The 25,334-nt window shown below is 63.5% G+C and carries 28 protein-coding genes; 13 read left to right on the plus strand and 15 right to left on the minus strand.

What is annotated here, in order from left to right:
- Positions 1 to 145: 145 nt before the first annotated feature.
- From KBY49_RS06760 to KBY49_RS06780, 5 genes are all read right to left on the minus strand, one after another.
- Positions 146 to 946, minus strand: a complete 801-nt coding sequence (locus tag KBY49_RS06760; protein WP_254934062.1) for an inositol monophosphatase family protein — start codon at positions 944 to 946, stop codon at positions 146 to 148.
- Positions 943 to 2,391, minus strand: coding sequence for a BCD family MFS transporter (locus KBY49_RS06765; protein ID WP_254934063.1), 1,449 nt, complete (start codon positions 2,389 to 2,391; stop codon positions 943 to 945). Before KBY49_RS06765 ends, KBY49_RS06760 begins: the two co-directional genes overlap by 4 nt.
- Before the next feature lie 3 nt (positions 2,392 to 2,394).
- Entirely contained in the window at positions 2,395 to 3,882 is a 1,488-nt protein-coding gene (locus tag KBY49_RS06770; RefSeq protein WP_315857008.1) for a TolC family protein, read from the minus strand.
- 191 nt (positions 3,883 to 4,073) lie between these two features.
- Complete coding sequence (locus KBY49_RS06775; protein ID WP_254934065.1) at positions 4,074 to 5,468, minus strand: TIGR03279 family radical SAM protein; 1,395 nt, start codon at positions 5,466 to 5,468, stop codon at positions 4,074 to 4,076.
- Positions 5,469 to 5,471: 3 nt separating this feature from the next.
- Positions 5,472 to 6,338 (minus strand): undecaprenyl-diphosphate phosphatase, encoded by an 867-nt coding sequence (locus KBY49_RS06780; protein WP_254934066.1) that lies wholly within the window; start codon positions 6,336 to 6,338, stop codon positions 5,472 to 5,474.
- Positions 6,339 to 6,428: 90 nt separating this feature from the next.
- On the opposite strand from KBY49_RS06780, the gene KBY49_RS06785 reads away from it, so the two are divergent.
- The 3 genes from KBY49_RS06785 to nadB all read left to right on the plus strand — a co-directional run bounded on the left by KBY49_RS06785 (position 6,429) and on the right by nadB (position 9,368).
- A complete protein-coding gene (locus KBY49_RS06785; RefSeq protein WP_315857009.1) occupies positions 6,429 to 7,100 on the plus strand; it encodes a DUF3120 domain-containing protein in 672 nt (223 codons plus the stop codon).
- A 110-nt stretch (positions 7,101 to 7,210) separates the two neighbouring features.
- Positions 7,211 to 7,588: a photosystem II complex extrinsic protein PsbU gene (gene psbU / locus KBY49_RS06790; protein WP_254934068.1), complete on the plus strand. Its 378-nt coding sequence runs from the start codon at positions 7,211 to 7,213 to the stop codon at positions 7,586 to 7,588.
- Positions 7,589 to 7,628: 40 nt separating this feature from the next.
- Positions 7,629 to 9,368 carry an L-aspartate oxidase gene (nadB, locus tag KBY49_RS06795; RefSeq protein ID WP_254934069.1) on the plus strand — a complete coding sequence of 580 codons (1,740 nt, stop codon included), beginning with the start codon at positions 7,629 to 7,631 and terminating at the stop codon, positions 9,366 to 9,368.
- Here the strand turns inward: nadB and KBY49_RS06800 are convergent.
- Positions 9,346 to 10,290 carry a vitamin K epoxide reductase family protein gene (locus KBY49_RS06800; RefSeq protein WP_254934070.1) on the minus strand — a complete coding sequence of 315 codons (945 nt, stop codon included), beginning with the start codon at positions 10,288 to 10,290 and terminating at the stop codon, positions 9,346 to 9,348. The two genes, nadB and KBY49_RS06800, sit on opposite strands and share 23 nt — an antisense overlap.
- An 82-nt stretch (positions 10,291 to 10,372) precedes the next feature.
- Here KBY49_RS06800 and rimO point away from each other — a divergent pair, with 82 nt between their 5' ends.
- Both rimO and KBY49_RS06810 read left to right on the plus strand, forming a co-directional pair.
- Entirely contained in the window at positions 10,373 to 11,743 is a 1,371-nt protein-coding gene (gene rimO / locus KBY49_RS06805) for a 30S ribosomal protein S12 methylthiotransferase RimO (RefSeq protein ID WP_254934071.1), read from the plus strand.
- Positions 11,740 to 12,963: an MFS transporter gene (locus tag KBY49_RS06810; protein ID WP_254934072.1), complete on the plus strand. Its 1,224-nt coding sequence runs from the start codon at positions 11,740 to 11,742 to the stop codon at positions 12,961 to 12,963. The genes rimO and KBY49_RS06810 overlap by 4 nt, the downstream gene beginning before the upstream one ends.
- A 29-nt stretch (positions 12,964 to 12,992) precedes the next feature.
- Here KBY49_RS06810 and KBY49_RS06815 read toward each other — a convergent pair whose 3' ends face one another.
- A complete protein-coding gene (locus tag KBY49_RS06815) occupies positions 12,993 to 13,085 on the minus strand; it encodes a cytochrome B6 (RefSeq protein ID WP_254934073.1) in 93 nt (30 codons plus the stop codon).
- A gap of 147 nt (positions 13,086 to 13,232) precedes the next feature.
- On the opposite strand from KBY49_RS06815, the gene KBY49_RS06820 reads away from it, so the two are divergent.
- Positions 13,233 to 14,843: a B12-binding domain-containing radical SAM protein gene (locus KBY49_RS06820; protein WP_254934074.1), complete on the plus strand. Its 1,611-nt coding sequence runs from the start codon at positions 13,233 to 13,235 to the stop codon at positions 14,841 to 14,843.
- A 48-nt stretch (positions 14,844 to 14,891) separates the two neighbouring features.
- Here the strand turns inward: KBY49_RS06820 and KBY49_RS06825 are convergent, their stop codons facing one another.
- Positions 14,892 to 15,284 (minus strand): DUF4346 domain-containing protein, encoded by a 393-nt coding sequence (locus KBY49_RS06825; protein ID WP_254934075.1) that lies wholly within the window; start codon positions 15,282 to 15,284, stop codon positions 14,892 to 14,894.
- The gene (locus KBY49_RS06830; protein ID WP_254934076.1) at positions 15,277 to 16,413 is read right to left on the minus strand and encodes a GNAT family N-acetyltransferase; all 1,137 of its coding nucleotides are present in this window, start codon (positions 16,411 to 16,413) and stop codon (positions 15,277 to 15,279) included. The genes KBY49_RS06825 and KBY49_RS06830 overlap by 8 nt, the downstream gene beginning before the upstream one ends.
- 89 nt (positions 16,414 to 16,502) lie before the next feature.
- On the opposite strand from KBY49_RS06830, the gene KBY49_RS06835 reads away from it, so the two are divergent.
- On the plus strand, positions 16,503 to 16,922 hold the full coding sequence (locus tag KBY49_RS06835; protein ID WP_254934077.1) for a hypothetical protein: 420 nt from the start codon (positions 16,503 to 16,505) through the stop codon (positions 16,920 to 16,922).
- Positions 16,923 to 16,935: 13 nt separating this feature from the next.
- Here the strand turns inward: KBY49_RS06835 and KBY49_RS06840 are convergent, their stop codons facing one another.
- Both KBY49_RS06840 and KBY49_RS06845 read right to left on the minus strand, forming a co-directional pair.
- Positions 16,936 to 17,583 carry a dihydrofolate reductase family protein gene (locus KBY49_RS06840; protein WP_254934078.1) on the minus strand — a complete coding sequence of 216 codons (648 nt, stop codon included), beginning with the start codon at positions 17,581 to 17,583 and terminating at the stop codon, positions 16,936 to 16,938.
- Entirely contained in the window at positions 17,580 to 18,482 is a 903-nt protein-coding gene (locus KBY49_RS06845) for a 6-carboxytetrahydropterin synthase (protein ID WP_254934079.1), read from the minus strand. Before KBY49_RS06845 ends, KBY49_RS06840 begins: the two co-directional genes overlap by 4 nt.
- A gap of 60 nt (positions 18,483 to 18,542) precedes the next feature.
- Between KBY49_RS06845 and KBY49_RS06850 the strand changes: the two genes are divergently transcribed.
- Positions 18,543 to 19,169, plus strand: coding sequence for a shikimate kinase (locus KBY49_RS06850; RefSeq protein WP_254934080.1), 627 nt, complete (start codon positions 18,543 to 18,545; stop codon positions 19,167 to 19,169).
- A gap of 18 nt (positions 19,170 to 19,187) precedes the next feature.
- Here the strand turns inward: KBY49_RS06850 and KBY49_RS06855 are convergent, their stop codons facing one another.
- Together KBY49_RS06855 and KBY49_RS06860 are read right to left on the minus strand one after the other, a co-directional pair.
- On the minus strand, positions 19,188 to 19,448 hold the full coding sequence (locus KBY49_RS06855; RefSeq protein ID WP_254934081.1) for a chlororespiratory reduction protein 7: 261 nt from the start codon (positions 19,446 to 19,448) through the stop codon (positions 19,188 to 19,190).
- Positions 19,449 to 19,461: 13 nt separating this feature from the next.
- Complete coding sequence (locus KBY49_RS06860; RefSeq protein ID WP_254934598.1) at positions 19,462 to 20,142, minus strand: glutathione S-transferase family protein; 681 nt, start codon at positions 20,140 to 20,142, stop codon at positions 19,462 to 19,464.
- A gap of 81 nt (positions 20,143 to 20,223) precedes the next feature.
- On the opposite strand from KBY49_RS06860, the gene KBY49_RS06865 reads away from it, so the two are divergent.
- From KBY49_RS06865 to KBY49_RS06885, 5 genes are read left to right on the plus strand one after another with little or no spacing between them, the layout of a single operon-like run.
- Complete coding sequence (locus KBY49_RS06865) at positions 20,224 to 20,430, plus strand: DUF751 family protein (RefSeq protein WP_254934082.1); 207 nt, start codon at positions 20,224 to 20,226, stop codon at positions 20,428 to 20,430.
- Positions 20,431 to 20,432: 2 nt separating this feature from the next.
- The gene (rbfA, locus tag KBY49_RS06870; RefSeq protein WP_254934083.1) at positions 20,433 to 20,825 is read left to right on the plus strand and encodes a 30S ribosome-binding factor RbfA; all 393 of its coding nucleotides are present in this window, start codon (positions 20,433 to 20,435) and stop codon (positions 20,823 to 20,825) included.
- Positions 20,815 to 22,428, plus strand: a complete 1,614-nt coding sequence (locus KBY49_RS06875; RefSeq protein ID WP_254934084.1) for a glycoside hydrolase family 3 N-terminal domain-containing protein — start codon at positions 20,815 to 20,817, stop codon at positions 22,426 to 22,428. Before rbfA ends, KBY49_RS06875 begins: the two co-directional genes overlap by 11 nt.
- A 3-nt stretch (positions 22,429 to 22,431) precedes the next feature.
- Positions 22,432 to 23,637, plus strand: coding sequence for a glycosyltransferase (locus KBY49_RS06880; RefSeq protein WP_254934085.1), 1,206 nt, complete (start codon positions 22,432 to 22,434; stop codon positions 23,635 to 23,637).
- Positions 23,634 to 24,422, plus strand: a complete 789-nt coding sequence (locus tag KBY49_RS06885) for a uroporphyrinogen-III synthase (RefSeq protein ID WP_254934086.1) — start codon at positions 23,634 to 23,636, stop codon at positions 24,420 to 24,422. Before KBY49_RS06880 ends, KBY49_RS06885 begins: the two co-directional genes overlap by 4 nt.
- Here KBY49_RS06885 and KBY49_RS06890 read toward each other — a convergent pair.
- Both KBY49_RS06890 and KBY49_RS06895 read right to left on the minus strand, forming a co-directional pair.
- Positions 24,419 to 24,925 (minus strand): hypothetical protein, encoded by a 507-nt coding sequence (locus KBY49_RS06890; RefSeq protein ID WP_254934087.1) that lies wholly within the window; start codon positions 24,923 to 24,925, stop codon positions 24,419 to 24,421. The genes KBY49_RS06885 and KBY49_RS06890 overlap by 4 nt on opposite strands.
- Complete coding sequence (locus tag KBY49_RS06895) at positions 24,864 to 25,325, minus strand: SRPBCC family protein (protein WP_254934088.1); 462 nt, start codon at positions 25,323 to 25,325, stop codon at positions 24,864 to 24,866. The genes KBY49_RS06890 and KBY49_RS06895 overlap by 62 nt, the downstream gene beginning before the upstream one ends.
- Positions 25,326 to 25,334 lie beyond the last annotated feature (9 nt).

Raw genomic sequence — 25,334 nt, forward strand, 5'->3', positions numbered from 1 at the left:
CGACTCAGAAAACCTACAGCATCGGCGGCTCGCGCCTCCTCAACTGTCTGCCCCAGTCGAAAATCCGTTTTACCGGTTTCCGACCAGTCCAAAATCATAACACCACAACCTCCCCTTAAGCAAGCAGCCGCCAACGAAGGGCGCTTCAGCTCACCAGGGCGTCTGCCCAGGGCATAAAGGTGGCCAGTGTTTCCTCGCAGGAGGCTGCCAAGACAGGGAAATCGGCCTGGCTCAGATCGGTACCTGGGGCAATTGCCACAGGGGATTTGCTCAACCAGCGCAGGGAGCACTGGAGCTCTTCAAGCACCAGCCAAGCGGCAGCCAGGTCCCAAATTTTGGGTGTGGCCTCCAGGGCCGCCACCGTCTGCCCCATGGCCACGCTGACCATATTCAGGCTGGCAACACCCAGCAGGCGAATCTTGCCTGGGAAGCGCCGGTTGGGGAGCTTTTGGAGCACCCCGATCGAACGGCTGCAGAGCGAGGCGCAACCGGCTGGATTGGTCTGCAGTGCCGGCGAAAAAAGTGGTTTGCCATTGCGCCAAGCCCCCTTTCCCCGGACCGCCACAATTCGCTGCCTCAGGGGTGGCACATCCAAAAGTGCCAAAACGGGAATGCCGTCCTGGAAGCGGGCCATCGAAATCGCCCAATAGGGAATGCCCGCCGCGAAATTAGTGGTGCCATCCAGGGGGTCCACCACCCAATAGGCCGGCGAGGCAGGGACCCGCTTATCGCCCTCCTCGCTCAACACCCCCTCCTGGGGGAAGAGGTCAGCTAAGCCCTCAACCAGTACGGCGTCGCTCCAGCGATCACAGGAAGTGATCAAGCTGCCATCGGCCTTGAGATCGGAGGCCATGTGACCAAAATCCAGCCGTTGTCGCTCCGCCACCCGATCCAATAACTCCCCAATTCCAGGGGGTAGGCCAGGGGGAGAGGGGTAGGGGGTCATCCGAGCTCGAGAGCCAGCACCTTGCTGAGACTCTTCCCCGTATCTTCCCTGAATTGGTGCACATTGACGCGGGATAGGGCAAAAAGGGCAGCAACCGCCACGACACATTCCACGCTCAGCACCAGGGCAAAGGGTGCGTAGGCCCCCTCACTCCAGGGGAAGATCGTTTGTAGGAAGCGGCCTACATCGAGGAGCAGCCCGCCCAAAACCTTGCCCAACGCCCTAGACAACGCCTGGGCCAAACCCCAAACCCCAACGAAGGTGCCAGCCGCCTGAGGCAAGGTCAAATCCAGCATCAACACAAGGGCACTGTTGGTGGCGATACCTGAGGCCAGGCCAAACAGCAACATCACCACCTGGAGGGCCGCCACCTGGCCCGAAAGCCCAACTGCCAGCAGCAAAATCAAGTTGGCCAGGATCAACTGACAGCCAAGACGGGCAGTTGATAATTTGCCCAGGGCCGGCACCACCCATAACCCAGCCACCACCAAACCCAGCAGGGTGCCAATGCCCCAAACCGCATTGAGCCCAGCGGTGGCTGCAATGGACATTCCAAAGACCTGGGCTCCGTAGCTCTCGAGGATTGGATCCTGCAAAAAGAGGGCCAGGGTGAACAACACTAAAAAGGAGAAAAAGACCAGCACCTGGCCCGATGAGGTAATCAGCGCCCAGGCCTGGGGAAGGGTGATCGAATCCTGGCGGGGTTCTTCGCCTGGATTGGCCAAGGGGCCTGCCAGCTTTTCCCTGCCAGCCGGTTTTTCCTGGCCAATGGTTGCAACCAGGGTGAGCGCCATCACGATCACGGCCACCTTGGCCATAAAGGAGCGCAAGACCGGCTCCAATGTCCTGGCATCGGTAACGCCATCAAGGCCCTTGAGGTTGATCGAAATGGCGATGGCGCCAACCACGATCCCTACGGTGAGCATGCACCAAATAATTCCGACCGCCCGCGGACGCTGCTGCTCGGTGGTGCGATCGACCACTAGGGCCAGATAGGGGGTGCTGGATAGGGATATGGCCAGGCCATAGAGGGCAAAGAGGCCGCAAAGGGCGGCGGCGGCGAAAATGGTTTGGGTCTGATTGCCCAGCTCAAGCAACCTGGCCACGTGGAAGATCAGCGGGATCGAGAGCACCGCCAATGTGCAGAAAAAGGCTGTGCCCAGCCAGATGTAGGGCACGCGGCGGCGTCCCCAAAGTGCATGGGAATCGGAGATCTGACCAAACAGGACCCTTGATGGGGCCACAAATTGCTCAAAGGCCAGGGCACCGCCCACCAAGAGACCTGGGAATTGCAATTCGCTGAGCATCACCCGGTTAAGCAAACCGGCAAAAATCAGAGCGAGGCAGCCAAGGCAGGCCTGAAATAAGCCAAGCCGCAGTGTTTCAGCCAGGCCTAGGCCCCTGATTTGGACTTCTGGGAGGGCTTGGCCTTCAGGCTGGATCACGCCCTAAAAGACAGCGCCAGGGGCTGCGGCCCTACAGGCAGGGATCAGGGGGGTGGGATCCACTGGCACATCAGATACCCCAGCTGGTTTGACGGCTGAAAGGGACTGAACGGCGCAGCCACTTACCTGGTTTAGGCCGGTGCGGCGACTGATTTCAACAAGGCGCTTGTTGTAGTCGCTGATGGAAGAGGAATAGCGAACTTCGGCCTGGGTGAGGTCGCGCTGGGTATCCACCACTTCTCTCTGGGTGGTGACTCCAGCCTGAAAACGCAGACGGGCCAGCCTGAGAGACTCCCTCGCCGAGATCACTTCCCGGGAAGTGGTGATGATGTTGCGGTTGTTTTTTTGAAGTTCGTAGAAGCTAGTTTCCACTTCTTGACGAATTTGGTCCCGGCGCTGGCTGAATTTGTAGCGACCCTCCTGGGCCTGTTGTTTGGATTTGCGGAATTGGGCAGCGGCGGCACCGCCATCAAATATCGACCAAGAAAATTTCAGGCCATAAGAATTGGTGTATTGATCACCGGAAACCGGAGAAGTCTGAGAACTTTGATTTCCTTGCCCGCCATTGAACTGGGCATAATCAGCCCCGGTAAAAATCTTTAAAATTGGCTGAACCCCTCCTAGGGCCGCATTAGCCTGGCTGTTGGAAATGGAGATATCCAAAATGGCCTGATCTAACTCTTCCCTGAAGGAATAGGCCGCCACAATGCTTTCAGATAGAGAGGCATTCCAAACCCCTAGCACCCTGGCTGGCTCTTTAGCAGTGGGTGTGACCCCAAATGGAAGGTCGAGCAAAGCGGCGAGAGATCGCCTGGCAATGGATTGGGCTGCCAGGGAGTTGGCAAGAAGCTGTTGATCTCGAGCCAATTGGGTTTCAGCCTGGAGCACCTCAAGCTTTGTGGCTACTCCAGCTTGGAAACGGGCCCGGGCATCCCGGAGGCTTACCAAAGATGCCCGCACAGACTCTTGGCCGATTCTTACCTCATCATCGGATTGCTGGAGGTCGAAATAGGCCTGGGCTGCCTGCAGGCGGAGCTCCCTCAGGGAAACCAAGTAACCATATTTAGCCCTTTCGTATTGGTCGCGGGCTGCGGCGACTAGGGGCACCCGTTGGGGATTAATCAAGGCATATTCCAACAATGCTCCTGCAGCAACGGCCCTCTTGGCAATATTCGTCTGGGAGGAACCACCACCGGCAAAGTCTGCACTGCTCTTGCCGTAGGTATATCCGGGCAAGGTGGCTGCCTGCACACTCAAGGTGGGGTACCAAAGGGCCAGCTGGGCTCTTAGGTTGCTTTTAGCTTGGTCTACCTGGCTGGCAATTGCCTTGAGGTTGGGGTTATTAACTTCAGCCAAATTTGTTACTTCTGCCAAACCAAGGGGGCGCAGCTCCTGGATGCGGACCATTTCCGCCTTGGTGGGCAGGGCCAGTAGCTCCGGCGAACCGAGATCCCTAATGGCTGGGGCAAGCTGGGTGGCCGCAGGCTTCACCTGCTTAGGGTTGACCCGCGGCCTTGAACCCTTAACAGCTGGTGCCAAAGGAACAGTTGATGTAACCGACGCAGAAGAGATCTGGGCCTCAACGGGGTAGGCGGCTAGGGGCAGGCCCGCCATGCCGATGAGCGCTGCTTTTAAAAATGGGCGCCGCACACCAAAAATCCGCCTGATTGTGCTGACCTTAATCAGTCAATGGCTGCTGGCACGAGACAGCAGGACACCAGATCCGCTGCTCCATGCAGCAGTTGCACTTTTGCGGGCAATTGATCCTCCAGCTCAAGGAGGGTCAGATCATCCAAAAAGACTGGCTCGCCCTGGCGCAGCATCACGGCTGGGAGCAGCAGGGTGTCGCCCAGATCCTTTCCCTTAAGACCCGCAAGCAGATCGGATCCCGTCAACAGACCTGTGACCACCTGGTCTTGGCCCCAGTAGGGGCTTGGTAGGCCATGGAGCACTAGCTCCAGGCCAGCAACGGCATTGAGTCGATCAACCACCGGCTGCAGGGCTTCAGCCACCAACTGCCCCACCACCCAGCTGAGGCGCCGGGGCTTGGCTACGGCCCTGGGCAGATCTCGGGTGGCCAGATCGAGCTCCTCCAAAAAGGCCCGAATGCTGCCCACGCCGTTTTCCTGCTGGGGCAGATCTTCGTAGCTATCGCGCGGCGGCAAGGGCAGGCCAGCCATCAAATACCACTCATCGGAAAGCCAGGCAAATCGGCTACCCAAGCTGCTTTGAAAAAGCTGCTGGAGGGGTTCCACCAGGGCCACCACCTCCTGGGCTGCAGGCCTATCTACCGGCGTAAGGGCATCACCGGGCGGCCGAAATCGGGTCAGGCCCACGGGCACCACCGCCGCGGAGAGCACCGCCGGCCATTCGCCCGCACCAAATTCAGCCAGATCCCGCAGGGTGGCTTCCAGGGCCGCACCATCGTTTAGCCCAGGGCAGACCACCACCTGGGCATGGATCTGCAATTGGCGCTGGGCAAACCAGGCCAATTGCTCCAGCAGTAGGCCGGCACGGGGATTAACCAGCAGCCGACTGCGCAGCTCCGGCTCCGTGGCATGGACAGACACGAACAGGGGCGAAAGTCGCTGCTCCTCAATGCGCTGCCAATCCGCCGGCCCCAGGTTGGTGAGGGTGAGATACGAGCCATACAGAAAGCTGAGCCGGTAGTCGTCGTCCTTGAGGTAGAGGCTGCGGCGTTTGCCGGGGGGCTGCTGGTCGATGAAGCAGAAGGGGCAGTGGTTGTTGCACTGCTTAAGGCCATCGAAGAGGGCTTCGGTAAAGCCGAGGCCAAGCCCCTCATCGAGATCCTTCTCCAGCTCCACCAAGTGACAGGTGCCATCGGGATCCTGCACCTCCAGGGTGAGCTCCTCCTCCCCCAACAAAAACTGCAGATCAATCAGGTCGCGGGGGCGCTTGCCATTGATGCTCAGCAGCCGGTCGCCGATCTGAAAGCCCAGCTCCTCCCCAATCGAGCCCGGCTCAACGCTGGCCACCACTGCCGGCTCGGGCAGCCTGGCCCCAGAGGCAGCCTGCTCGGCCGCCAGGGCAATCCCTGCTGAGGGTTCATTCCACACGGCTTAGGCGAGCGGGTTACGGGAAAGCCATACCAGCAGTGAAGCACCAAAAACGAGGCGATAGCCAACAAACCACCAGGTGCTGTGGTTCTGCAAAAAGCGGAGCAGCCAGGCAATTGCCAACCAGGAAACCACCAGGGCTGATGCAATGCCCACCAGCAGGGGCACCACCCCAGCCGTGGTCGGGCCATGCAGGGCGTCCTTGAGCTCCACCAAGCCTGCCAAGGTGATCGCAGGGATGCCCAATAGGAAGGAAAAGCGGGCCGCATCGGAGCGGCGCCAACCGTCAAACAGGGAGGCCGTGAGGGTGCTGCCGGAGCGCGATACCCCAGGGATTACGGCCAGGCATTGGGCCAGGCCCACGAGCAGCCCATCGATCGGTCGCACCTGGTCAAGCACCCGCCGCCGCCTGCCCACCTGTTCGGCCAGGGCCAGCAGCAGCGACATCACGATCGAAACCACCGCAATCGAATGGAGACTGCGCAGGGGGGAGTTGTCGTAGTCGGGCACGAATTTCTTAATTCCCAGGCCCACCACCACAATCGGCAGCGTGCCCAGAAGGATTGCCAGGCCCAGCCGGGCTGGGGGCTCCTGCCAGCTGCCTTGGCGCAGGGCACTTGCCATGCCCCGCCCCACCTCAGCCAGGTCTTGGCGGAAGAAAGTAAGCACCGCCACGATGCTGCCCAACTGAATCGCAGCGGTGACGGCAACGCCGGGATCACCCCAACCCAAAAGCACGGGCACCACCTTCAGGTGGGCCGAACTACTAATGGGCAAAAACTCCGTAAGGCCTTGCACTACCCCGAGCACGAAGTAGCGCCAACAGGCTTCCAAATCGATCCCGACCACTGCCAGCAAAGCCCTAACCAAGCCGAGAGATTGAATCCAACCCTATGGCCGCGAGGATCCACTTAGCCCCGACCAACCCCTTAAGGTTGCACAACTTTCTTTACATCCTTGGTGATCGGGGCTCCCCGCAGCAAGAGCTGGGCCCTGGAGGCCGCCAGTGGCGTGCTGGTCACCCTGCCGGTGTTTTTACAGGCGCCCTGGGTGCGAGTCGCCCCGTTTAGCGCCACCCTTTTCACCGTGCCCCTGGTGGCCATTGGTCTGGCGCTTGCCCATAACCCAAACCCCCGGATGCGGGACTGGGGCTGCCTACTGGTGGGCTTCTGCGGCAGCTGGCTCGGGGGGTGTTTGTTTTGGGGCTGGTGCCGGCTCCATCCGATTTGGCACCTACCGCTGGAAGCCTTCGTCTTGCCCCTGGCCCTGGCTGGCTTGGGGGGACGCTGGCGCCTGGCCTGCGGTTTTTACCTCGGCTCCCTGATTGGCACCGCCGCCACCGATGGGGCGATTGCCCTTACTGGCGTGATGCCCCTTTGGCCCCAGGTGCTGGGGGCCAGCCCAAGCGAGGCCGCCAGCTTTTTACAAGCCGCCGCCCTGCAGCTCCTCCAACCAACTGGCCTAATGGTCGTTGGGGCCTTCGCCCTTGGCCTCAGCCAGCTATGCCGTTGGCTCGGCGGCCTGGGGGAGGTGGGGCGCATAGCGGCTGCCGCCCTGGCCACCACCTTGGCGGTGGATGGTTTGTTTTGGCTGGTAGCCCTGGCAGCCCCGAAGCTGAGCGGCCTGATCTGAAGATCTGCAAAAGGATCGTCAGGTTCGTCTGAGATAGCTGCCGGCATCTGTAACGTTGAGAGACAGGTGGCAAATCCACCTCCCTTCTCTGGATTCCACGGAGTTTCTCGATGAAACGGCTGGCAGCCTGGTTGATGAGTGGTGTCGTTCTTTTCGGCCTACTGGCGCTCCTATGGCTGCCTGCCCCTGTGCTGGCTGCAGGGCCCCGCAATATCGCCGACGACAAAATTGCTGAGCGCGCCGGCAAGGTCGACCTCAACAACTGCTCAGTGCGGCGCTTCCAGGACTACCCCGGCATGTTCCCGACCCTGGCGGGCAAGATTGTCTTGGGCGGCCCCTACAGCAGCGTCGATGACGTCTTGAAGCTCGACCTGAGCGAGCGCCAAAAGGAGCTGTTCAACAAGTACAAGGACAACTTCACCGTGACCGAGGCCTCGATTGCCCTCAACGAGGGCGACGACCGGATCAACGACGGCCAGTACCGCTGAGTTGAAAGCCGTCGGCCCTGGCCGGAGCCCGGCAACCCCGATGGCACGCAATTGGGACGTGGTGGTGGTGGGCAGTGGCGCCGCCGGCCTAATGGCCTGCCTGGAATTACCGCCTGAATTGCGGGTTCTGCTGCTCAGCAAGGATTCCGCGCCCCGTTCCGCCAGCCGCTGGGCCCAGGGCGGCATTGCTTCGGTGACGCGGCCAGAGGACAGTTTTACCAGCCACATCGAAGACACCCTGAGGGCTGGGGCCGGGCTGTGTGATCAACCGGCGGTGGAGTTGCTGGTGCACCAGGCCCCGGACTGTGTGAGGCGGCTCCTGGAAATTGGCATGGCCTTCGACCGGGATGGCCCGGCCCTAAGCACCACCCTGGAGGCCGCCCACAGCCACCGGCGGGTGCTCCATGCCCAAGACCGCACCGGGGGCGCCCTGGTGGAAGCCCTGGAGCGGGAGGTGCAAGGGCGCGATGGGCTCGAGCAACGCCGGGGTGTTGCGGCCTTGGGCCTGTGGATGGAGCAGGGCCGCTGCGTGGGCCTGCAGGTGATGGAGGCAGGGCAGATCCACTGTCTAAAGGCCGGCGCCGTGGTACTCGCCACGGGGGGGGGAGGCCACCTTTTTGTGCACACCACCAACCCGGCCATGGCCTGCGGTGATGGGGTCGTGATGGCCTGGCAAGCCGGAGCAGAGCTCAGGGACATGGAATTTGTGCAGTTCCATCCCACCGCCCTGATGCTGCCGGGGGCACCGCGTTTCCTGATTTCCGAAGCGGTCCGGGGTGAGGGGGCCCACCTGCTCGATGGCCAGGGCTGCAGCCCGGTAGCAGATTTACCCGGTGGCGACCTTGCCCCCCGCGACCAGGTGAGCAGGGCCCTGGCCCGCACCATGCGGGAACAGGGTGTCGACCACCTTTGGCTCGACCTGCGGCCCGTAGGCAAGCAGCGCCTCGAACAACAATTCCCCACGATCCTGGGGCGCTGCCGCGAACTTGGCCTGGAGCCCACCGAAGAGCCGATTCCCGTGGCTCCGGCGGCCCACTACTGGATGGGGGGCATCTTCACCGATCACGAGGCAGCCACCAGCGTGCCCGGGCTCTATGCCGTGGGGGAAGTGGCCTGTACCGGCATCCATGGGGCCAATCGGCTGGCCAGTAATTCGCTGATGGAATGCCTGGTGTTTTCACGCCAACTACGACTGCTCAAGCTCGAACCCCAAGCGCTGATCACGGCAGACCAGTTCGGGCCGGATTGCAAGCCAGATAGGGAGCTGGCGCTGGATTTACCCCCCATCGAAGTGCTCGAGCAGGCCATTGGCAAGCTGCGCGAACTGTGTTGGTGGGCCGCCGGAGTGGAGCGCTGCCGCCGGGATCTGGCCCCATCTCTTGGCCGCATCAGACAGCAGCGGCGGGCCCTGGAGCAAGACCCCAATTGGCAACGGTTTTCCAGCCTTAGGGCCGGCGGCGAAGTCGGCCTGAAATCCGAATCAGCCCTTGGGCCGGTGCTGAAGACAAAGCTGGAGCCCGAACTGGGCAAACGCTTTCTGACCTGGCATGAATTGCATCAGCGGCTCGTGCTTGCCGAGCTGGTGATGGAGGCAGCGTTGTTTCGGGAAGAAAGCCGGGGCGGCCATTTCCGCACCGATGCCCCCGCCAGCCAGCCGTTCTGGCGGCGCCACAGCATTCAGAAGAGGGGCCCCGCAGGCGGGGGGGAGCACACCATCGGCACCACCCCCGTAGATCAGCCCGCCCAGAGGGACCCGCCTAGAGGGGCCCAGCAGACCTAAAGCCACTCAAGTCAGCCAACTTGGCTAGGGGCTTCACACCTGAATCGAGCTTGCCGTTGATTTCCCAGCTGGGGAAACCATCAATCTTCTTGGCCTCACACAGAGCCTTCTGGCTGTTTTGGCCATCGGCCGCACACTCAATCACCTTGAGCTTGGCAGTTGCTTCCCGGCCAAAAAGCTCCTTTTGCTCATGGCAGTGGGGGCACCAGTAGGCCGAATACATCACCGCTCCAGTGGCGCTGAGGTGTTCGGCCAGGGCCACCGCCTGGGGCGTGCTCACCGTGGTCACCGCTGGCGCAATGCCTTTGCCGGTAACCACCGCGGGGCGATCGGCAGACGCCGCCCAGCCCAAGCCAAGAAGGGCCACCACCAGGGCCACCAACACCCCCCGAAATAGCAATTTGCCCCGGTCTTGCCAATCGCCGCCCACCAGGGAAAGCACGAATAGGGCCAGGCTCAAGAGGGCCGACAGGATGCAGAAAGGGCAGCAATCACGGATGCCAAACAGCATCACGCCAACGAGCACGCTGCTGAATACGGCCATGCCAGTGCTCACCAGAAACAACCCCCACCAGCTGCGGGTGGCCAGATCGGCCCGGAGATCGCCGGGGGCCACCAGGGGGGCAACCGCCATCACCAAGACGGCGGCGTAGGCCAAAAAGCCAAAAAGCGACAGGGGCTGGCCGGCAATGCTGCCCCAGGCACTGGCAAGCACCTTTTCGCAACCGTTGCAGCCAAAGAAGGCCTCCTTCGAACAGCTAATGGCCCCCAGCAGCCCCCATTTTTTGAGGGTTATGGAACCAGTGTCGAGCGCGCCAATGGTGGCCAAAACGGCAATTGCCACCCGAATCCAGCGGCTGCCTTCCGGGTCGCTGCGGCGCCGGTTTTCATTGAGGCGCTGGCTCAATCGGGTCGAGGTCACAGGAGGCTTCCGCGAAGTGGTGCAGGCATGGCCTTGATTCTCGCAGTCGCACCCATAGGGTGGAGCTACGGCCCCAAGGTTTATGACCAAACCCACCGTTGCCTTTGCCCACCTGGGCTGCGAGAAAAATCGGGTGGATACCGAGCACATGCTGGGCCTTTTGGCCCAGGCCGGCTATGGGGTGACTGCCGATGAGGGCGAAGCCAGCGTGGTGGTGGTCAACACCTGCAGCTTTATCCAAGACGCCCGGGAGGAATCGGTGCGCACCCTGGTCGACCTGGCGGAACAGGGCAAGGAACTGATCATTGCCGGCTGCCTGGCCCAACACTTCCAGGAGGAACTGCTCGAATCCCTGCCAGAGGCGAAGGCGATAGTTGGCACCGGCGATTACCAGCACATCGTGAGTGTGTTGGAGCGGGTTGAGGCCGGAGAGCGGGTCAACCAGGTGAGCGCCAACCCCACCTTTGTGGGCGATGAAAACCTGCCCCGCTATCGCACCACCTCTGAGGCGGTGGCCTATCTGAAGGTGGCTGAGGGCTGCGACTACCGCTGCGCCTTCTGCATCATTCCCAAATTGCGGGGCGACCAGCGCTCCCGCCCGATTGAATCGATCGTGGCCGAGGCCAAAACCCTGGCTGCCCAGGGGGTGAAGGAGCTGGTGCTGATCAGCCAGATCACCACCAATTACGGCCTGGATCTCTACGGCAAACCCCAACTGGCCGAGTTGTTGCGGGCCCTGGGTGAGGTGGAAATCCCCTGGATCCGGGTGCACTACGCCTACCCCACCGGCCTGACAACGGAAGTGCTGGCGGCCTATCGGGAAGTGGTGAATGTGCTGCCCTACCTCGATCTGCCCCTGCAACACAGCCATCCCGAGGTGCTGAGGGCCATGAATCGGCCATGGCAGGCCGATGTGACCGCCGGGCTGCTGGAGCGGATCCGGCAGCAACTCCCAGAGGCCGTGCTGCGCACCACCTTCATCGTGGGCTTCCCAGGTGAAACCGATGAGCACTTCCAAAACCTGCTGGATTTTGTGGTAGAACAGCGCTTCGACCATGTGGGGGTCTTCACCTTCTCGCCAGAGGAAGGCACCCCGGCCGCCGAACTGCCCAACCAGGTGCCCGCAGAGGTGGCAGCTGAGCGCAAGGATCAGCTGATGGCCCTCCAACAGCCGATCGCCGCCGAGCGCAATGCCAGCTGGGTGGGCCGCATCGTGGATGTGCTGATCGAGCAGGAAAACCCCAGCAGCGGCGAAATGTTGGGGCGCTGCGCCCGCTTTGCGCCGGAGGTGGATGGGGAGGTGCGGGTAATGCCAGGGGAAGGGGGCCTTTGCGCCGCACCCGGCACCCTGGTGCCCGTGCGGATCACCGCCGCCGACACCTACGACCTGGTAGGTGAGGTGGTGGGGGCAAAAGCGATGGTGGGCGCTGCCCTGGCCAGCCGGGCCAATTGAACGCCCGCCAAGGCCTGCAACTGCTGCGCCAGCACCAGCGCACCACCTTCCTGGTGGCATCTGGCCTCAGTACTGCTGGGTCGTTTGCCGGGCTAACCGCCAAGGGCTGGTTGCTATTGCAGGGCAGCCATAACCCGCTGCTACTGGCACTCCACTTCGCCATGCTCACCCTGCCCACCCTGGTGGTGAGCGGCCCCGCCGGGGTGCTCACCGACCAATGGGGCAGTGAAAAGGTATTGATTCGGGCCCAATGGGGACTATTTGCCGCCGCGGTGCTTGGCGCCATTGCGATTCCCCTCAGCCAGGGAGGCCTGCAGGCCCTATTGCTGCTGGCCAGCACCCTGGGGGTGGGAACCGCCAGCGCCTATGAACTGACGGCCCGAAACAAATACTGCGCCCTGCTGGTCGACCATCCCGATGGGCTGGGCTCGTACCTCACCAGCTTTTCTGTGGTCTTCAACGTGGCCAAGCTGGTGGGGCCTCCCATCGGCGGCCTGCTGCTGGCAGGCACTGGACCCTTTGCGGCCCTAGCCCTAGATGCGGCCAGCTATCTGGTGCCGATTGCCACCTTGATCTGGTTAATGGCGCCCAATGCGGACGCCGAAGAACGCAGCCAGAGGGGCCAGCAGGCAAGCCTGGCCACGGCCTGGCGCGATTGCGGAGCCGACCTGCGCAGGGTGCTGATTTTCTGCGCCCTGGCCTGCCTATTCGGCTTCTTCCATCCAGGACTAGCCCCGCTGATGGCCGACCAACTATTGGGCCCTAGCCCCCAGGCTCTTGGCCTATTTACCAGCGTGATCGCCGCCGGCAGCATCACCGGTGGCCTTTGGCTACAGCGAAGGGCGGAACACCTCAGCCGCAGGCCCGCCCTCTTACTGGGGGGCAGCACCTTGGTGAGTGGCCTGGCCCAAATCGGCCTAGGGATTAGCCCCCATGCCGGCTGGGGCCTGGCCATGGCCTTTTTGATTGGGGCTGGCACCGCCTGCCTGCTCTCCGGCACCAACCTGATCCTCCAGGTGCGCTCGCCCCAGGTGCTGAGGGGAAGGATGGCCGGTTTGGGGCAAATTGCCTTCCTGGGTGGCGGTGGCCTGAGCGGCATCCTGGCCGCTGGCCTCAGCCTCAAAACAGGGATTTGGCCCACCTTCGTGCTGCTGGGCTGCCTGGGCAGCGCCCTGGCGATTTGGGAACTGGCCAGCCAGCACCAGAAACGCTTGGCCTGATAACTCTCCAGCAATGGCTGGGGTCAGGCTCAGATCAACTTGATCCCGCGCAACACAAGGGAAGCCAGAACTGCTGCGGTAAGGCCACCACCCACCAAACCCAGGTAGATCGCAACGCCCATGGCCAACCCGTCAAAAACTTAAGGCCATTACAGCAGAAACCGCAGCCCCCTAGTCGGGAGTGCCACAAACCTCCTAGGGTTTGTTTTGGACCAAGCCTTTCCAGGGGCCGCGCAAGCGATCTGGCTCGACCGCTCGAAAAAGGAAAGATGCGCACCCTATTCATCTACCCCGAGTTCCCGAAGACCTTCTGGAGCTACGAAAAAATCCTCGACCTCATCAACCGCAAGGTGCTGTTGCCGCCCCTGGGGCTGGTGACGGTGGCGGCCCTGATGCCCCAAAGCTGGGAGATGAAGCTGGTCGACCGCAATGTGCGGGAAGTGCTCGAAGAAGAGTGGGCCTGGGCTGAATTGGTGGTTATCTCCGGAATGATCGTGCAAAAGGCCGACATGGCCGTGCAGATCGCCAAGGCAAAAGAAAAGGGCATCCCCGTGGCCGTAGGTGGGCCCTTTGCCAGCTCCACCCCGGATGCGCCGGAATTGGACCTGGTGGATTTCAAGGTTCTCGATGAGGGCGAAATCACCCTGCCGCTGTTTATTGAAGCCCTGGAGAGTGGCGCCCAGCAGGGACGCTTCAGCTCCGAGGGGGTTAAGCCGGATGTGACCGGCACACCGGTGCCCCGTTTTGATCTGTTGGAGTTGGGGGCCTACTCGGAGATGTCGGTGCAGTTCTCCCGGGGCTGCCCTTTCCAGTGCGAGTTTTGCGACATAATCGTGCTCTACGGCCGCAAACCCCGCACCAAGAATCCGGAGCAATTAGTTGCTGAACTTCAGGCTCTCTATGACCTGGGCTGGCGCCGCTCCGTGTTTCTGGTGGATGACAACTTCATTGGCAACAAGCGCAACGTAAAACTGCTTTTGCCCCTACTTAAGCAATGGCAAATCGATCGCGGTTACCCCTTCAGCTTTGCCACCGAGGCATCTGTTGATTTGGCCAGCGACGACGACCTGATGCAGATGATGGTGGAATCGGGCTTTGAGAGCGTATTTCTCGGCATCGAAACCCCAGACGAAGCAAGTTTGGCCACTGCCGGAAAACTACAAAACACCCGCAGCTCCCTAGACGAATCCGTCAACAAGATCACCTCCTACGGCCTGCGGGTGATGGCCGGCTTCATCATTGGCTTCGATGGCGAAAAACAGGGTGCTGGCCAGCGCATTGTCGATTTTGTGACCCGCACCGGCATTCCCCACGCGATGATGGGCATGCTTCAAGCCCTTCCAAACACTGCCCTTTGGCACCGATTGGAGAAGGAAGAGCGCCTTATCCAAGAAACAGGGGCAGCCAAAGGGGTCAACCAAACCAACCTGCTCAATTTCATACCAACCCGGCCGATTCAAGACATCGCCAACGAATATGTGGATGCTTTTGCCGCCCTCTACGAGCCAAATGCCTACATCGATAGGGTTTATAGCTACTTCCTAAAGCTGCCACCCCAGAAACACACGCAATTCCTAATCCCTGAAAATCGCCATCCCGCCAAGTCGATTGATCCGGTCGATTTGCGGGCTTTGGCAACAGTTATTTGGCGCCAAGGCTTCAAGCGCGACACCCGCTTTCGTTTTTGGCGGGCCCTGGGGGGCATGGCCATCCACAACCCCAAGCGCTTTAGGGGATTCATCTCAATCCTTGCCCACAACGAACACTTTCACGAATATCGGGCCATCGTGCGCCGTGAGATTCAAGCCCAACTGGTGGGGCTCCCCCCCGAGCCGCCAGCAAAGCCAGCCACGGCGGAGCGTCAGCTACAGCCGGCCTGAGCCAATTGATTGCCAATTTATTAGGCCAATATTAGTAGGCCAACATATTTAGTCTTGGACATATTCGAGGCCGTGATCTAGGCAATATTCAGCTTTTTGCAATTCCCTACCTAAATAGAGGGCATGGTCTAGGCGCGAGAGGGGCAGGGGGCTGCTGCCTTCACTGAGGGCCATGCCCAGCTCCTTAGCGGTGCGGCCCCGGTATGTGGCTAGGGCCTGGCGGGGTCCTTCCCCCTTGCAGGCGATCACCTCGCCGGTTTCTGGGTCGGTGGCGAGGCCCTGGCTATCTATTGCATTGCCGTAGTGCTCAGCCACCAGCCCATGGGCCAGCTGGTCCAGCTTGATCAGGAAATAGCCCTCTGGATCCAGGGCGATAAAGCGCTGGGAGAGCTTGGCGTCGAGCTCTTGACGGGCTTGGCGGCTGGAGCGTGCTTCAGGCATGGGGTGGATCGTAGGAAGCGGTGAAGGGCAGTTCCCCGTTTACAGCTTCGATTTCCAGGCCCATTTCGATGTTGGCTCCCGGCAGCCAGCGACGCAGGATTGCATCGAATTGCGGTTCAAACCAGGCATGCAGGCTGGTGCGCGGCTCAGCCACAAAGCCGCGGCGCCTCTTGTGGCTACCGCCAGCCCCTGGATCGAACTGGCGAATGCCGCGGGAAATCGCCCAGGCGATCGGGGCGTAGTAACAAACCTCAAAGTGCAGGCAATCGATTTCCATCTCACTGCCCCAATAGCGGCCCCAAAGCTGGTCGGGGGTGTGGACGCAAAGCGACATCGCCACGGGTTCCTGGGGATCGCCAAGGTGGGCACTGAACAGCACCAAGTTGGCCCTTAGATCCGCTGTGGAGGAGGTAAAAAACTCTTCAGTCAGGTACTTGCTGCCCCAGGCACCCCAACGGCTGCAGTGCTGGCCGTAGAAGTAATGCATGCGCTCCATTAGCGCCGGGGTGATTTCTTCGCCCACCACCGGGCTGACCTGCAGGCCCGCCGCGGCCACGGCCTGGCGTTCCCGCTTGATGTTGCGGCGCTGGTTGGCATTGAAACTGGCCAGATAGCCGTTGAAATCTTCAAAACCGGGATTGACCCACTGGCTTTGCTGGTTCACCCAGGGGGCCCAGCCGCAGGCCTCCACCAGGGGCTGCCAGGCCGGATCCACGTAGAGAAAATTGCAACTCAAGAGCCTCTGCTGCCGGCAAAAGGCCTCCACCTGCTGGAGCATCAGGGCCGTGATTTCGGCCGGGTCCTCGGAGGGGTCCATCAGGAAGCGATAGCCCTGGACGGGGCTGAGCGGGCTCATCCCCACCAACTTCGGGTAGTAGCGCAGGCCCAGCTGGCCGGCGAGTTGGGCAAAGCTCTGGTCGAAGACAAATTCGCCGTAGCTGTGGCCCTTGAGATAGAGCGGTGCTGCCGCAATCAGCTGTTCGCCGCGCCAAAGCCCCAGATGGCAGCTCTGCCAACCCTGGCGCGGCACGATGCTGCCACTGGCCTCCAGTTGGTGCAGCCAGCGCCAACTAAAAAACGGTATTCCCGCAGCCAAACAATCCCAGGTGGCCTCGGGAAACTCGACCATGGAGGAATGCCAGCGGGCCTCCAGCACACAGGGCGGTCAACGAACCGCAAAACTAACCAGAGTGCCTAGGCCATGGCGGCCTGAACTAGATGCGCCCCCCTGCCCCCTGGCTGACAGGAAACCTGATCGGAATTGTCCTGGCCCTGCAGGGGCCGGCCCAGGCGGGGCTGCTCCTACCGGTGCTGCAGCTGATGCGGCCCCAGTTGGAGGCCAAGCTGACCAAGGTGTGTGTGGAGAAGGGTTCGGCTGGGAATGGGGCCCTGGCGGCCAAGCTGCTATCGCCCTGCCAGCAACTGGCCAAACCAACCAGCGCCTGCCTGGTGGAGGAAACCGATGCCACTGGCCACAGCCTGGGGGTGATCTCCGAATTGATCCAGGGCCAATTCGGCAGCCAGAGCGAGCTGGTGGTTAAGCGCTGTCTGGCCAAGATGTTGGGCCTGCCGGCCGACAGCCTCAACGAGGTGCCGCTGCTGGAGCTGGCTACAGGCTTCAACAAAACCAAGCCCTAGGCCCAGCCAAGCCCTAGGCCCGCCGGTAGCGCAGGAGCAATTCTTCTCCGCCAAGGGGCCTGTGCTCAACCAGGCGCCAGCTGCTGCCGCCAAAGGCCTCCCCCCCGTGCCAGGGGATCCAGCCATGGGGACCGCCCAGCAGGGAGGGGCAGAGGGTGAGCTGGAGCTCGTCGATCCAATGCCCCGCCAACAGCTGGCTGGCCACCTGGGCCCCACCCAGGACCACCAACCGCTCGAGGCCCGCTTGCCAGCAGCCGGCCCACAGATCCGGCCAAGGGCCCAGGGGCCAGTGCCGCTGAAATTGCCCGTTGGCTGGGATTTCCAGGCCTGGGGGCACCAACAGCCAGCGCTCCAGGGGCTGCTGAAAAAAGGGCAATTCGGCGGGCAGCTGGCCAGTGCGGCTGAGCACCAGGGCCGCTGGCTGGGGCGATCGGCCTGCCGCCAGGCGCTGCGCCAGCAGATCGGCTGCTCGAATCAAACAGGTACTGCCGTGGCGACGCAGGGTCTCGGCGCCAATCAGGCAGCCATCAGCCCAGGCCAGGGCCTCCTCCAGGGCCCGCCGGTCCCCCTGGCCACCCAAATGGGCCGCACCCCCCTCTGGCGGCGCCAGGCGCCCATCCAGGCTGGTCGCCAGGACCAAGCGCAGCTCGGGCCGATTCAACCGGCGACCAGGGCCTCCAGGGCTGCGGGCACCATTTCGAGGCGCGGTGACTCTGCGAACACCTCGGCGGCGTTGTTCGGGCTTTCCTGCAGGCGCACCTTGTGGAGCTTGGCGCCGATCTCCGCGATGGGGCCCTGGAGCAGGTCGGCAATGTGCAGGGCGATGTTTTCGGCCGTGGGCACGCAATCGGCGAAGAAGGCCACGTCCTTGTTGAGGAAGGTGTGGTCAAAGGGCTCCACCACCAGGTCTTGAACCAGCTGCTGCAGGGCCGCCAGGTCACAGACCATGCCGGTGCGCGAATCAATCGAACCCCGCACTGTCACATCAAGCAGGTAGTTGTGGCCGTGGCCATGGGGCCGGGCGCACTTTCCGTAGATCTCTTCGTTTTCCCCCTGGGAGAGCTCGGGCCGGGCCAGGCGGTGGGCGGCGGCGAAGTGGGTGCGGATCGAGAGGAAAGCTTCCATGGAATCGGCCAGCAGGTCGGCCCAGAGGTTGGATTGTTCAAACAGGCGAAGACCCACCACGGGCAAATGGGGCGCCAGGCGCCGCCAAATGGCCAGGGCCAGGGCTTCGGTGGTGGGTAGGCAGCCGCCGGGGAGGCTGAGATCGAACTCGGGCCAGGTGTCGTTGAGAAAACGGAAATCCAGCTGGGCCGTCACCTCGGAGCGAATGGCGTGCTTCACGTCAGAGAGGTTGAGCACCATGCCATCGGCATCGAGGGGGCCCGCCATGGCCACCACCAATTCGTAGTTGTGGCCGTGGCCTGGGGCGATGCTGCAGGGCCCAAAGCGGGCCCGGTTTTGCTCGCCATCCAACTCCGGAAGGCAATAGAGATGACTGGCACTAAAGGTGGCTCGCCGCGTAATCACGCAGGGCCGACCCTGGCCATGGCTTGGCATTGCCAACCCTCTGAGGCCCTCCATCCTAGAAACGCAGGATTACCCCCGGCGATATCGGCCATGACCGCCGCCCCCTACAGCAGCCTGGCCAAGCGCCTGGCAGGCCTCAACCTCTATCTGGTGGGGATGATGGGCACGGGCAAAAGCGCGGTGGGGCGGCCCTTAGCCACGGCCCTGAGCTACCGGTTCATCGATGCCGACAGCACCCTCGAACGGGCCGCCGGACGGACAATTGCCGAGATCTTTGCCAGCGATGGGGAAAGCGACTTTCGCCAGCTGGAAACGGGCGTTCTGAACCAAATTGCCAGCTGGCATTCCCTGGTGGTGGCCACGGGCGGTGGAGTGGTGACCAGGCCGGAAAACTGGGGTCATCTGCGCCAGGGGGTGGTGATCTGGCTCGATGCCAGTGCGGAGCGCCTGCTGGAGCGGATCCAGCAGGACCCCACGCCGCGGCCGCTGATGCAGAGCCCGGATCCGGGTGCCCGGCTCAGGGAACTAATCGCCCAACGCCAAGCCCTATACGCCCAGGCGGATCTGGTGATCCGGCAACGGGATGAAACCCCCCAGGAGGTGGCGGAAGCGGTGCTGACGGCCCTCCCCACGATCCTCAAAGCCCGGGACGAGGCCCCCCAGCAGCCGGCGGTGCTGCGCAATGGGGATGGGGAGCTGACCCAGTCGCTCAACTAGGCGGTTCAACTGGGCAGCTCAACTGGGAGGCTCAACGCGCACGGCAAACCACTGGATGGTGCGCCCCGGCTCCAGCTCCAATTCACAGGCCGTTTCCAACAGGCGCATGGCCTGCTGCGTCGCCGTTGGTAGCCCCCGTAAATCGGCAGGCAGGGCCCCCAGCTCACCGAGCTGGGTCTCCAGCCAAGCCAGGGTTTCGGCGGCCGTGAGAATCCTTTCGGCCCCCGCCGGCTCAAGCACCACGTAGTGGTCGAGGGCTCGAAGCAGGGGATCGGACATGGTTAGTGGGGGATCAGGCTGCGGATGTCTCGGCTTCGATCCGATCACGCCAGCTAAACAGCGGCTCCAACAGGGGGTGATCTGCCAGGCCCGGCACCTGGCAAAAAGCCAGTTGGGCAGCCACCGCCAGGTCGGCAAGGCTGAGGGAAGAACCCACCAGGTAGGGGCCAGCGGCCACCATCACTGCCAGTTGCTGGAGGTTGGCCTGCAGGTGCTGGCGTTCCGCAGCACCCATCACGCTGCCGAGGGCATCACCAAGGCCGCCAAACAGACGATTTGGCACCTTGTCGACAAACTGCTTGACCAATTCAGGGGTGGCCTCAGGCAACAGCTCGGAGCGCAACTGGGGGTCGAGGGCAGCGGCCTGGAGCAGGGCCATGCGGGCGCCCGAGGCCAGGGAGGTGTCGGCCCAATCCTCCAGGAGCAGCGCCCTGGAACGCAGGAGGGGATCGGCGGGCAGCAGGGCCGGGGTGGGGAATTTATCTTCTAAATAGAGGGCAACGGCACTGGAATCGGCAATCACCTCCGGGCCATCCACCAGAACCGGTACCTGGCGCTGGCCGGAAAGCTGGAACAGGGAAATCTGGCCCAACCCTGGCGTCACCTCGACCACGCTGTAGTCGAGGCGCTTGAAGGCCAGCACCAAACGCACCTTGGCGCAGAAGGGGGAATGGCGAAACTGGTGCAGCTGCATCGACATCGCCGGCTTTGGCGGGCAGAGTAGCTACCACGAACCAGCTATTGGCCCTCCCGACTCAATGCAACCAGCCCAGCGATGAAGGACTTCTTCCTCAACGTGACCCGTTACCCGCGCTATTTGGTGGCGTTTGGGTTGGGATTGGCCAATTCGGTGCTGGAACCCCTAGCCGCCCGGGGCCGTAACCCCGTGACCGCCGTCGCCCTGATTGGGGCTGGCGTGAGCGGCATGCTCAGCCTGGCGTTGATCCTGCATGCGATGGTGAACACCTCACCGGTGGCTTAGCGATGGCCCAAAGCCGAAGGGTGGAGCGCGTGGCCTCCATGATCCGCCGCGAAATCAGCGAAATGCTGGTAGCTGGCATCAGGGACGAAAGGGTTAGCCAGGGCATGGTGAGCGTCACCAACGTGGAGGTGGCTGGCGATCTGCAGCACTGCAAGATTTTTGTGAGTGTCTTCGGCAGCGAAGACGAGCGCCAGGAGGCCATTGCCGGCCTCAAATCGGCCACGCCATTTGTGAAGGGGGAATTGGGCAGGCGGCTGAAGATGCGCCGCACCCCCGATGTGTTGTTTGTGCTCGACCGTGGACTCGAAAGGGGCACTTCTGTCTTGAGCCTGCTCAACAAGCTGGAAGAGGTGCGCCTGGAGAAGGGCGAGCCCCCCGAGGGCAGTGACCTCTGACCTAATCCGCAGCCTGATCGTGGTGCGCGCCAGCGGCCACCTGGCCGACGGCCAACGCCGCTATCCCCGCTGGGAACTGACCAACGCCGAGCTGCAGCGGCTGCTGGAAGAGGGGGTGGGCGGAGTGATCCTGCTGGGGGGCAGCGCCACGGAGGTTCGCGAACGCACCGCCCAGTTGCGCCGGTGGGCGGGCAAGCCCCTGCTGCTTTGTGCCGATGTGGAAGAGGGGGTGGGCCAGCGCTTTGAGGGGGCCACCTGGCTGGTGCCCCCCCTGGCCCTGGGCCAGCTGCACCGCCGCGACCCAGGCCGGGCCACGGCCCTGGCCGAGCGCTACGGCCGCTGCACGGGCAGGGATGCCAGGGCATTGGGCCTCAACTGGGTGCTGGGGCCGGTCTGTGACGTGAATAACAACCCGGCCAACCCGGTGATAAACGTGCGGGCCTGGGGCGAAGGGCCTGATGCCGCCGCCGAGCTGGCCGCCGGCTTCTGCCGTGGTGTCCAGGCCGAAGGGGTGCTGGCCTGCGCCAAGCATTTTCCCGGCCATGGCGACACCGCCACCGATTCGCACCTGGAGTTGCCGCTGATTGCCCACTCCCGAGATCGGCTGGAGGCGGTGGAGTTGCCCCCCTTCCGCTCGGCCATTGCCGCCGGAGTGGCAGCGGTGATGACGGCCCACCTGATGCTGCCGGCCCTTGATGCCGAGCTGCCGGCGACCCTGTCGCGGGCGGTGCTGAGCGGCCTGCTGCGCCAGGGACTGGGTTTCGACGGCCTGATCGTGACCGATGCGCTGGTGATGGAGGCAATTGCGGGCCGCTATGGGGTGGGCGAAGCGGCCGTGTTGGCCCTGGCGGCGGGTGCAGACCTGGTGCTGATGCCAGGCGATGCGGACCTGGCCATGGCGGCGATCGCCACCGCCCTGGAGGAGGGCAGATTGGACCTGAAGGCCCTGGAGGCTTCGGCCGCCCGACGGCAGCGGGCCCTGGCCTCCACCGAGATCGCCACTTCCCCAGCAGGCCCACCAAACCTGCCGCCCCTGGAGCCGGATCAGGCCCTGGCCCTGGAGTTGGTGCAGGCCAGCCTCGAGCGCCAGGGGCCCCGCTGGAGCCGGCCCAGACCCGGCCAGGCCAGCGTGAACCTGATCCGCTGCGACAACGCCCTATCGGCGCCCTTTTTGCCCCTAACGGCCCCGGCCCTGAACCTGCCTGGGGCCGCCGGCATGCAGACCTGCCTGCTCGATCGCCACTCCCCATCGCCCTGGAGCGGCGATCCCCAGGCGCCCCTGGCCCTGGAGCGCTTGCCAGGCGTTGCACAGCCGGACAGCCCGGCGGTGTTGCTCCAGCTTTTTGTGCGGGGCAACCCCTTTCGCGGCAGCGCTGGGGCCGAAGAACCCTGGGCCGAAGTGGTGCAGCAGTTGCAGACCCGCGGCCAACTGGCCGGGTTGGTGGTGTACGGCAGCCCCTATCTCTGGCAGGGCCTTAGGCCCCTGCTGGCCACCCAGATCCCCGCCGCCTACAGCCCTGGTCAAATGCCCCTCGCCCAGGCGGAAGCCCTGGCAAGCCTTGGGGTGGGCGACACTGAGGGCCAAGGCGGCTTCACCGACTAGCCCATGCTCAGCCTTTCGATGATCGTGCGGGATGAGGCCGAGCGGATCGAAGGCTGTCTGGCTTCGGTGGCAGGTTTTGTCGATGAAATGGTGCTGCTCGACACCGGCTCCCTCGACGACACCGTGGCCATTGCCCAGCGCTGCGGCGCCGTGGTGCACCACCTGGCCTGGCCGGGGGATTTTGCACCGGCTCGCAATGCCGCCCTCGAGCACCTGAGCGGCGACTGGGTGCTGGTGCTGGATGCCGATGAGCAGCTGCAGGAGGCCGCCAAGGCCCCCCTGCAGGAGCTGATGGCCGATCCAGAGCTGCTGGTGATCAACCTGCTGCGCTTTGAGCAGGGGGCCCTGCAGTCGCCCTATTCGAGTGTGAGTCGCCTGTTTAGGCGCCATCCAGCCCTGGGCTGGAGCCGGCCATATCACTCAATGATCGACGACAGCGTGATTGCCCTGCTGGAGCGGGAACCCCATTGGCGGGTGGTCGATTGCCCGGTGCCGGCCCTGGTGCACGACGGCTACCGACCCGAACTATTGGCGGCGGGCCAAAAGGCGGCCCGGCTGCGGCAGGCCATGGAGGCCGACCTGGCCGCACGCCCCGGCGATCCCTATGCCTGCGCCAAGTTGGGCAGCCTGGAGGTGGGCGAAGGAAATCTGCGGCGAGGGCTCGAGCTGCTGGAGCTGGGGCTGACCCATTGCCCGGCAGAAGCCCATCCCGAGCGCTACGAACTGCTGCTGCACCTGGGGATTGCCCTGGCGCCAACCGATCCCCAAAGGGCCGCCGAGCTCTACCAACGGGCCCTGGCCCTGCCCCTGCCGCCCCGGCTCCTGCTGGCGGCCCTGCTCAATTTGGCGGCGCTCCTGCTCGAGGCGGGCCAGCCAGCACCTGCGGCCCAGCTCTGCAGGCAGGCCACCCAGGCCGCGCCGGAGGTGGCCCTGGGCTGGTACAACCTCGGGATCGCCGAGCGCCAGCGGGGTGATGTGGCAGGGGCTATCGCCGCCTATGGCCAGGTTTTGAAGCTGGATCCAAACCATGCTTCCGCCCAGCAAAACCTGGGGGTGGCCCTCTTGCTCAGGGGCGACATCGAAGGGGCCCGCTTGGGGCTGCGCCGGGCGATCCAGCTGCTGGTGGAGCAAAACCGCCACGATGAGGCCGCCGCCCTTCAACAACAGGCCGGGGCCATGGTCAATCTCAATGCCCCTGGGGTGCCATGAGCCCTCTGCCCCTAGCTGGCCGCAGGGTGGCCGTAACCAGGGCCGAAACCCAGCTCGGGGAAGCGCGCCGTTTGTTCGAGGCAGCCGGCGCCCAGGTGCTGGATCTGCCGGCCCTGGTGGTGGGGCCACCGGATGAATGGGGCCCCCTCGATGACGCCCTCGCCGAGCTCGACAGCTTCCACTGGCTGATCTTCTCCAGCGGCAATGGCGTCAGCGCCGTGGAGCAGCGCCTCAAACGGCTGGGCAGCTGCCTGGCCCACCGCCCCAGGAGCCTGAAGATCGCAGCGGTGGGCCGCAAAACGGCAATCCAACTGGAGGAGCTGGGCGCCGGGGCCGATTTCATCCCACCGGCCTTTGTGGCCGACAGCCTGCTGGAGCACTTTCCGGTTTCGGGCTGGGGGTTGAGGTTGCTGCTGCCCCGGGTGCAAAGCGGCGGCCGCACCCTGCTGGCCGAAGCATTTGCGGAAGCCGGCGCCCGGGTAGTGGAGGTGGCGGCCTACGAAACCCGCTGCCCCAAGGGCCTTCCCAGCGCGGCATTGGCGGCCCTGGAGCAAAAGGGGCTGGATGCAATCACCTTCAGCAGTGGCAAAACCGTGCGCCACACCTGCGAAATGCTGGAGGCGGCCTATGGCCCCAGCTGGCGGCAACAGCTCGAGGGGGTGGCGGTGGTCTCGATCGGCCCCCAAACCAGCCGCTGTTGCCTGGATTTACTGGGCCGGGTGGATGGGGAGGCCGACCCCCACGATCTAGAGGGCCTGGTGGCGGCCTGCGCTAGGGCCCTCTAGAGCTCTGCCACCACTGATTGGCCACCATTGAGCAGCAGCAGGCGACCGCGCTGCCCATCAACCCTGGCCACCTTCCAGCCCGGGGGCAAAAGGTCAGTGCTGCGGCCACCCTGCTGGCCGGCGCTCAAGGTGCCGCTCAAATTGCCAAATTGCACCAGGGCCTGCACCTGGCCGCCGCTGCGCACCACCCCGCTAAAACGAAAACCGGCGGGAAGGGCAGCCTGGGCGTTTGCCTGGCGACCGCTGGCGGCAATCGGGCCGAAGGGATCCCGGCGGCCGATCGGCACCGAAGCCTCCACCTGGGCAGGGGTGGGCAGGGCCTTGAGCCCGGCCAAATGCCCCCGGCCTTGACCCTGACCCTGGCTGGCCGGTCTGGGCCCTAGGGCAACAGGGGCTGGGGGGAGGGAAGAAGGGGAATTGGCATTGGGGCCCGCAAAGGAGCTACACCCCGCCAGCAGCAGGGCCGGGATAACGGCTTTGCACCAGGTCGCGAAAACGGTCAAGGTTGGCCTGGAGCTCCTTAGTGACTATTCCCCCCAGGATGCTCGGTTCCATCAAGGGTGCCAATACCCCGGGCAGCTCATAGCTGACGCTGAGCTTGACGGAGGTGGCGCCATCCTCCTGGGGATAGAAGCGCACCGCCCCCTTGGTGGGCAGCCCGCCAACGGATTGCCAGTGCAGTTGCTGGGCCTCGACCCGCTGGGTAATCCGTGCCTTCCAGTGGAAGCGAAAACCCTGGGCCGCCAGGGTCCAGTCGGTGAGGTCGGGATCATCGAGGGTGGTCACCGACTCAATCCAGCGCATCCACTGGGGCATCGCCTCCAGATCACTCCACACCTCCCAGACCTGCTCCACCGGGGCATCGATCTGGGTGGTCACACTGTGCTCAAGCCAACGGCCCATGGGTTCTGC

Origin of the sequence: Cyanobium sp. WAJ14-Wanaka (assembly GCF_024345375.1) — a bacterium.
Lineage (GTDB): Bacteria > Cyanobacteriota > Cyanobacteriia > PCC-6307 > Cyanobiaceae > Cyanobium_A.

Coding starts and splice junctions, on each gene's coding strand:
- KBY49_RS06760 (WP_254934062.1), bottom strand. CDS start 946: ATGACCCCCTACCCCTCTCCCCCTGGCCTACCCCCTGGAATTGGGGAG.
- KBY49_RS06885 (WP_254934086.1), top strand. CDS start 23,634: ATGAGCCCTCTGCCCCTAGCTGGCCGCAGGGTGGCCGTAACCAGGGCC.
- KBY49_RS06850 (WP_254934080.1), top strand. CDS start 18,543: ATGACCGCCGCCCCCTACAGCAGCCTGGCCAAGCGCCTGGCAGGCCTC.
- KBY49_RS06860 (WP_254934598.1), bottom strand. CDS start 20,142: ATGCAGCTGCACCAGTTTCGCCATTCCCCCTTCTGCGCCAAGGTGCGT.
- rimO (WP_254934071.1), top strand. CDS start 10,373: ATGACCAAACCCACCGTTGCCTTTGCCCACCTGGGCTGCGAGAAAAAT.
- KBY49_RS06845 (WP_254934079.1), bottom strand. CDS start 18,482: ATGCCAAGCCATGGCCAGGGTCGGCCCTGCGTGATTACGCGGCGAGCC.
- KBY49_RS06880 (WP_254934085.1), top strand. CDS start 22,432: ATGCTCAGCCTTTCGATGATCGTGCGGGATGAGGCCGAGCGGATCGAA.
- rbfA (WP_254934083.1), top strand. CDS start 20,433: ATGGCCCAAAGCCGAAGGGTGGAGCGCGTGGCCTCCATGATCCGCCGC.
- KBY49_RS06865 (WP_254934082.1), top strand. CDS start 20,224: ATGAAGGACTTCTTCCTCAACGTGACCCGTTACCCGCGCTATTTGGTG.
- KBY49_RS06855 (WP_254934081.1), bottom strand. CDS start 19,448: ATGTCCGATCCCCTGCTTCGAGCCCTCGACCACTACGTGGTGCTTGAG.
- KBY49_RS06825 (WP_254934075.1), bottom strand. CDS start 15,284: ATGCCTGAAGCACGCTCCAGCCGCCAAGCCCGTCAAGAGCTCGACGCC.
- psbU (WP_254934068.1), top strand. CDS start 7,211: ATGAAACGGCTGGCAGCCTGGTTGATGAGTGGTGTCGTTCTTTTCGGC.
- KBY49_RS06815 (WP_254934073.1), bottom strand. CDS start 13,085: ATGGGCGTTGCGATCTACCTGGGTTTGGTGGGTGGTGGCCTTACCGCA.
- KBY49_RS06835 (WP_254934077.1), top strand. CDS start 16,503: ATGCGCCCCCCTGCCCCCTGGCTGACAGGAAACCTGATCGGAATTGTC.
- KBY49_RS06830 (WP_254934076.1), bottom strand. CDS start 16,413: ATGGTCGAGTTTCCCGAGGCCACCTGGGATTGTTTGGCTGCGGGAATA.
- nadB (WP_254934069.1), top strand. CDS start 7,629: ATGGCACGCAATTGGGACGTGGTGGTGGTGGGCAGTGGCGCCGCCGGC.
- KBY49_RS06820 (WP_254934074.1), top strand. CDS start 13,233: ATGCGCACCCTATTCATCTACCCCGAGTTCCCGAAGACCTTCTGGAGC.
- KBY49_RS06895 (WP_254934088.1), bottom strand. CDS start 25,325: ATGGGCCGTTGGCTTGAGCACAGTGTGACCACCCAGATCGATGCCCCG.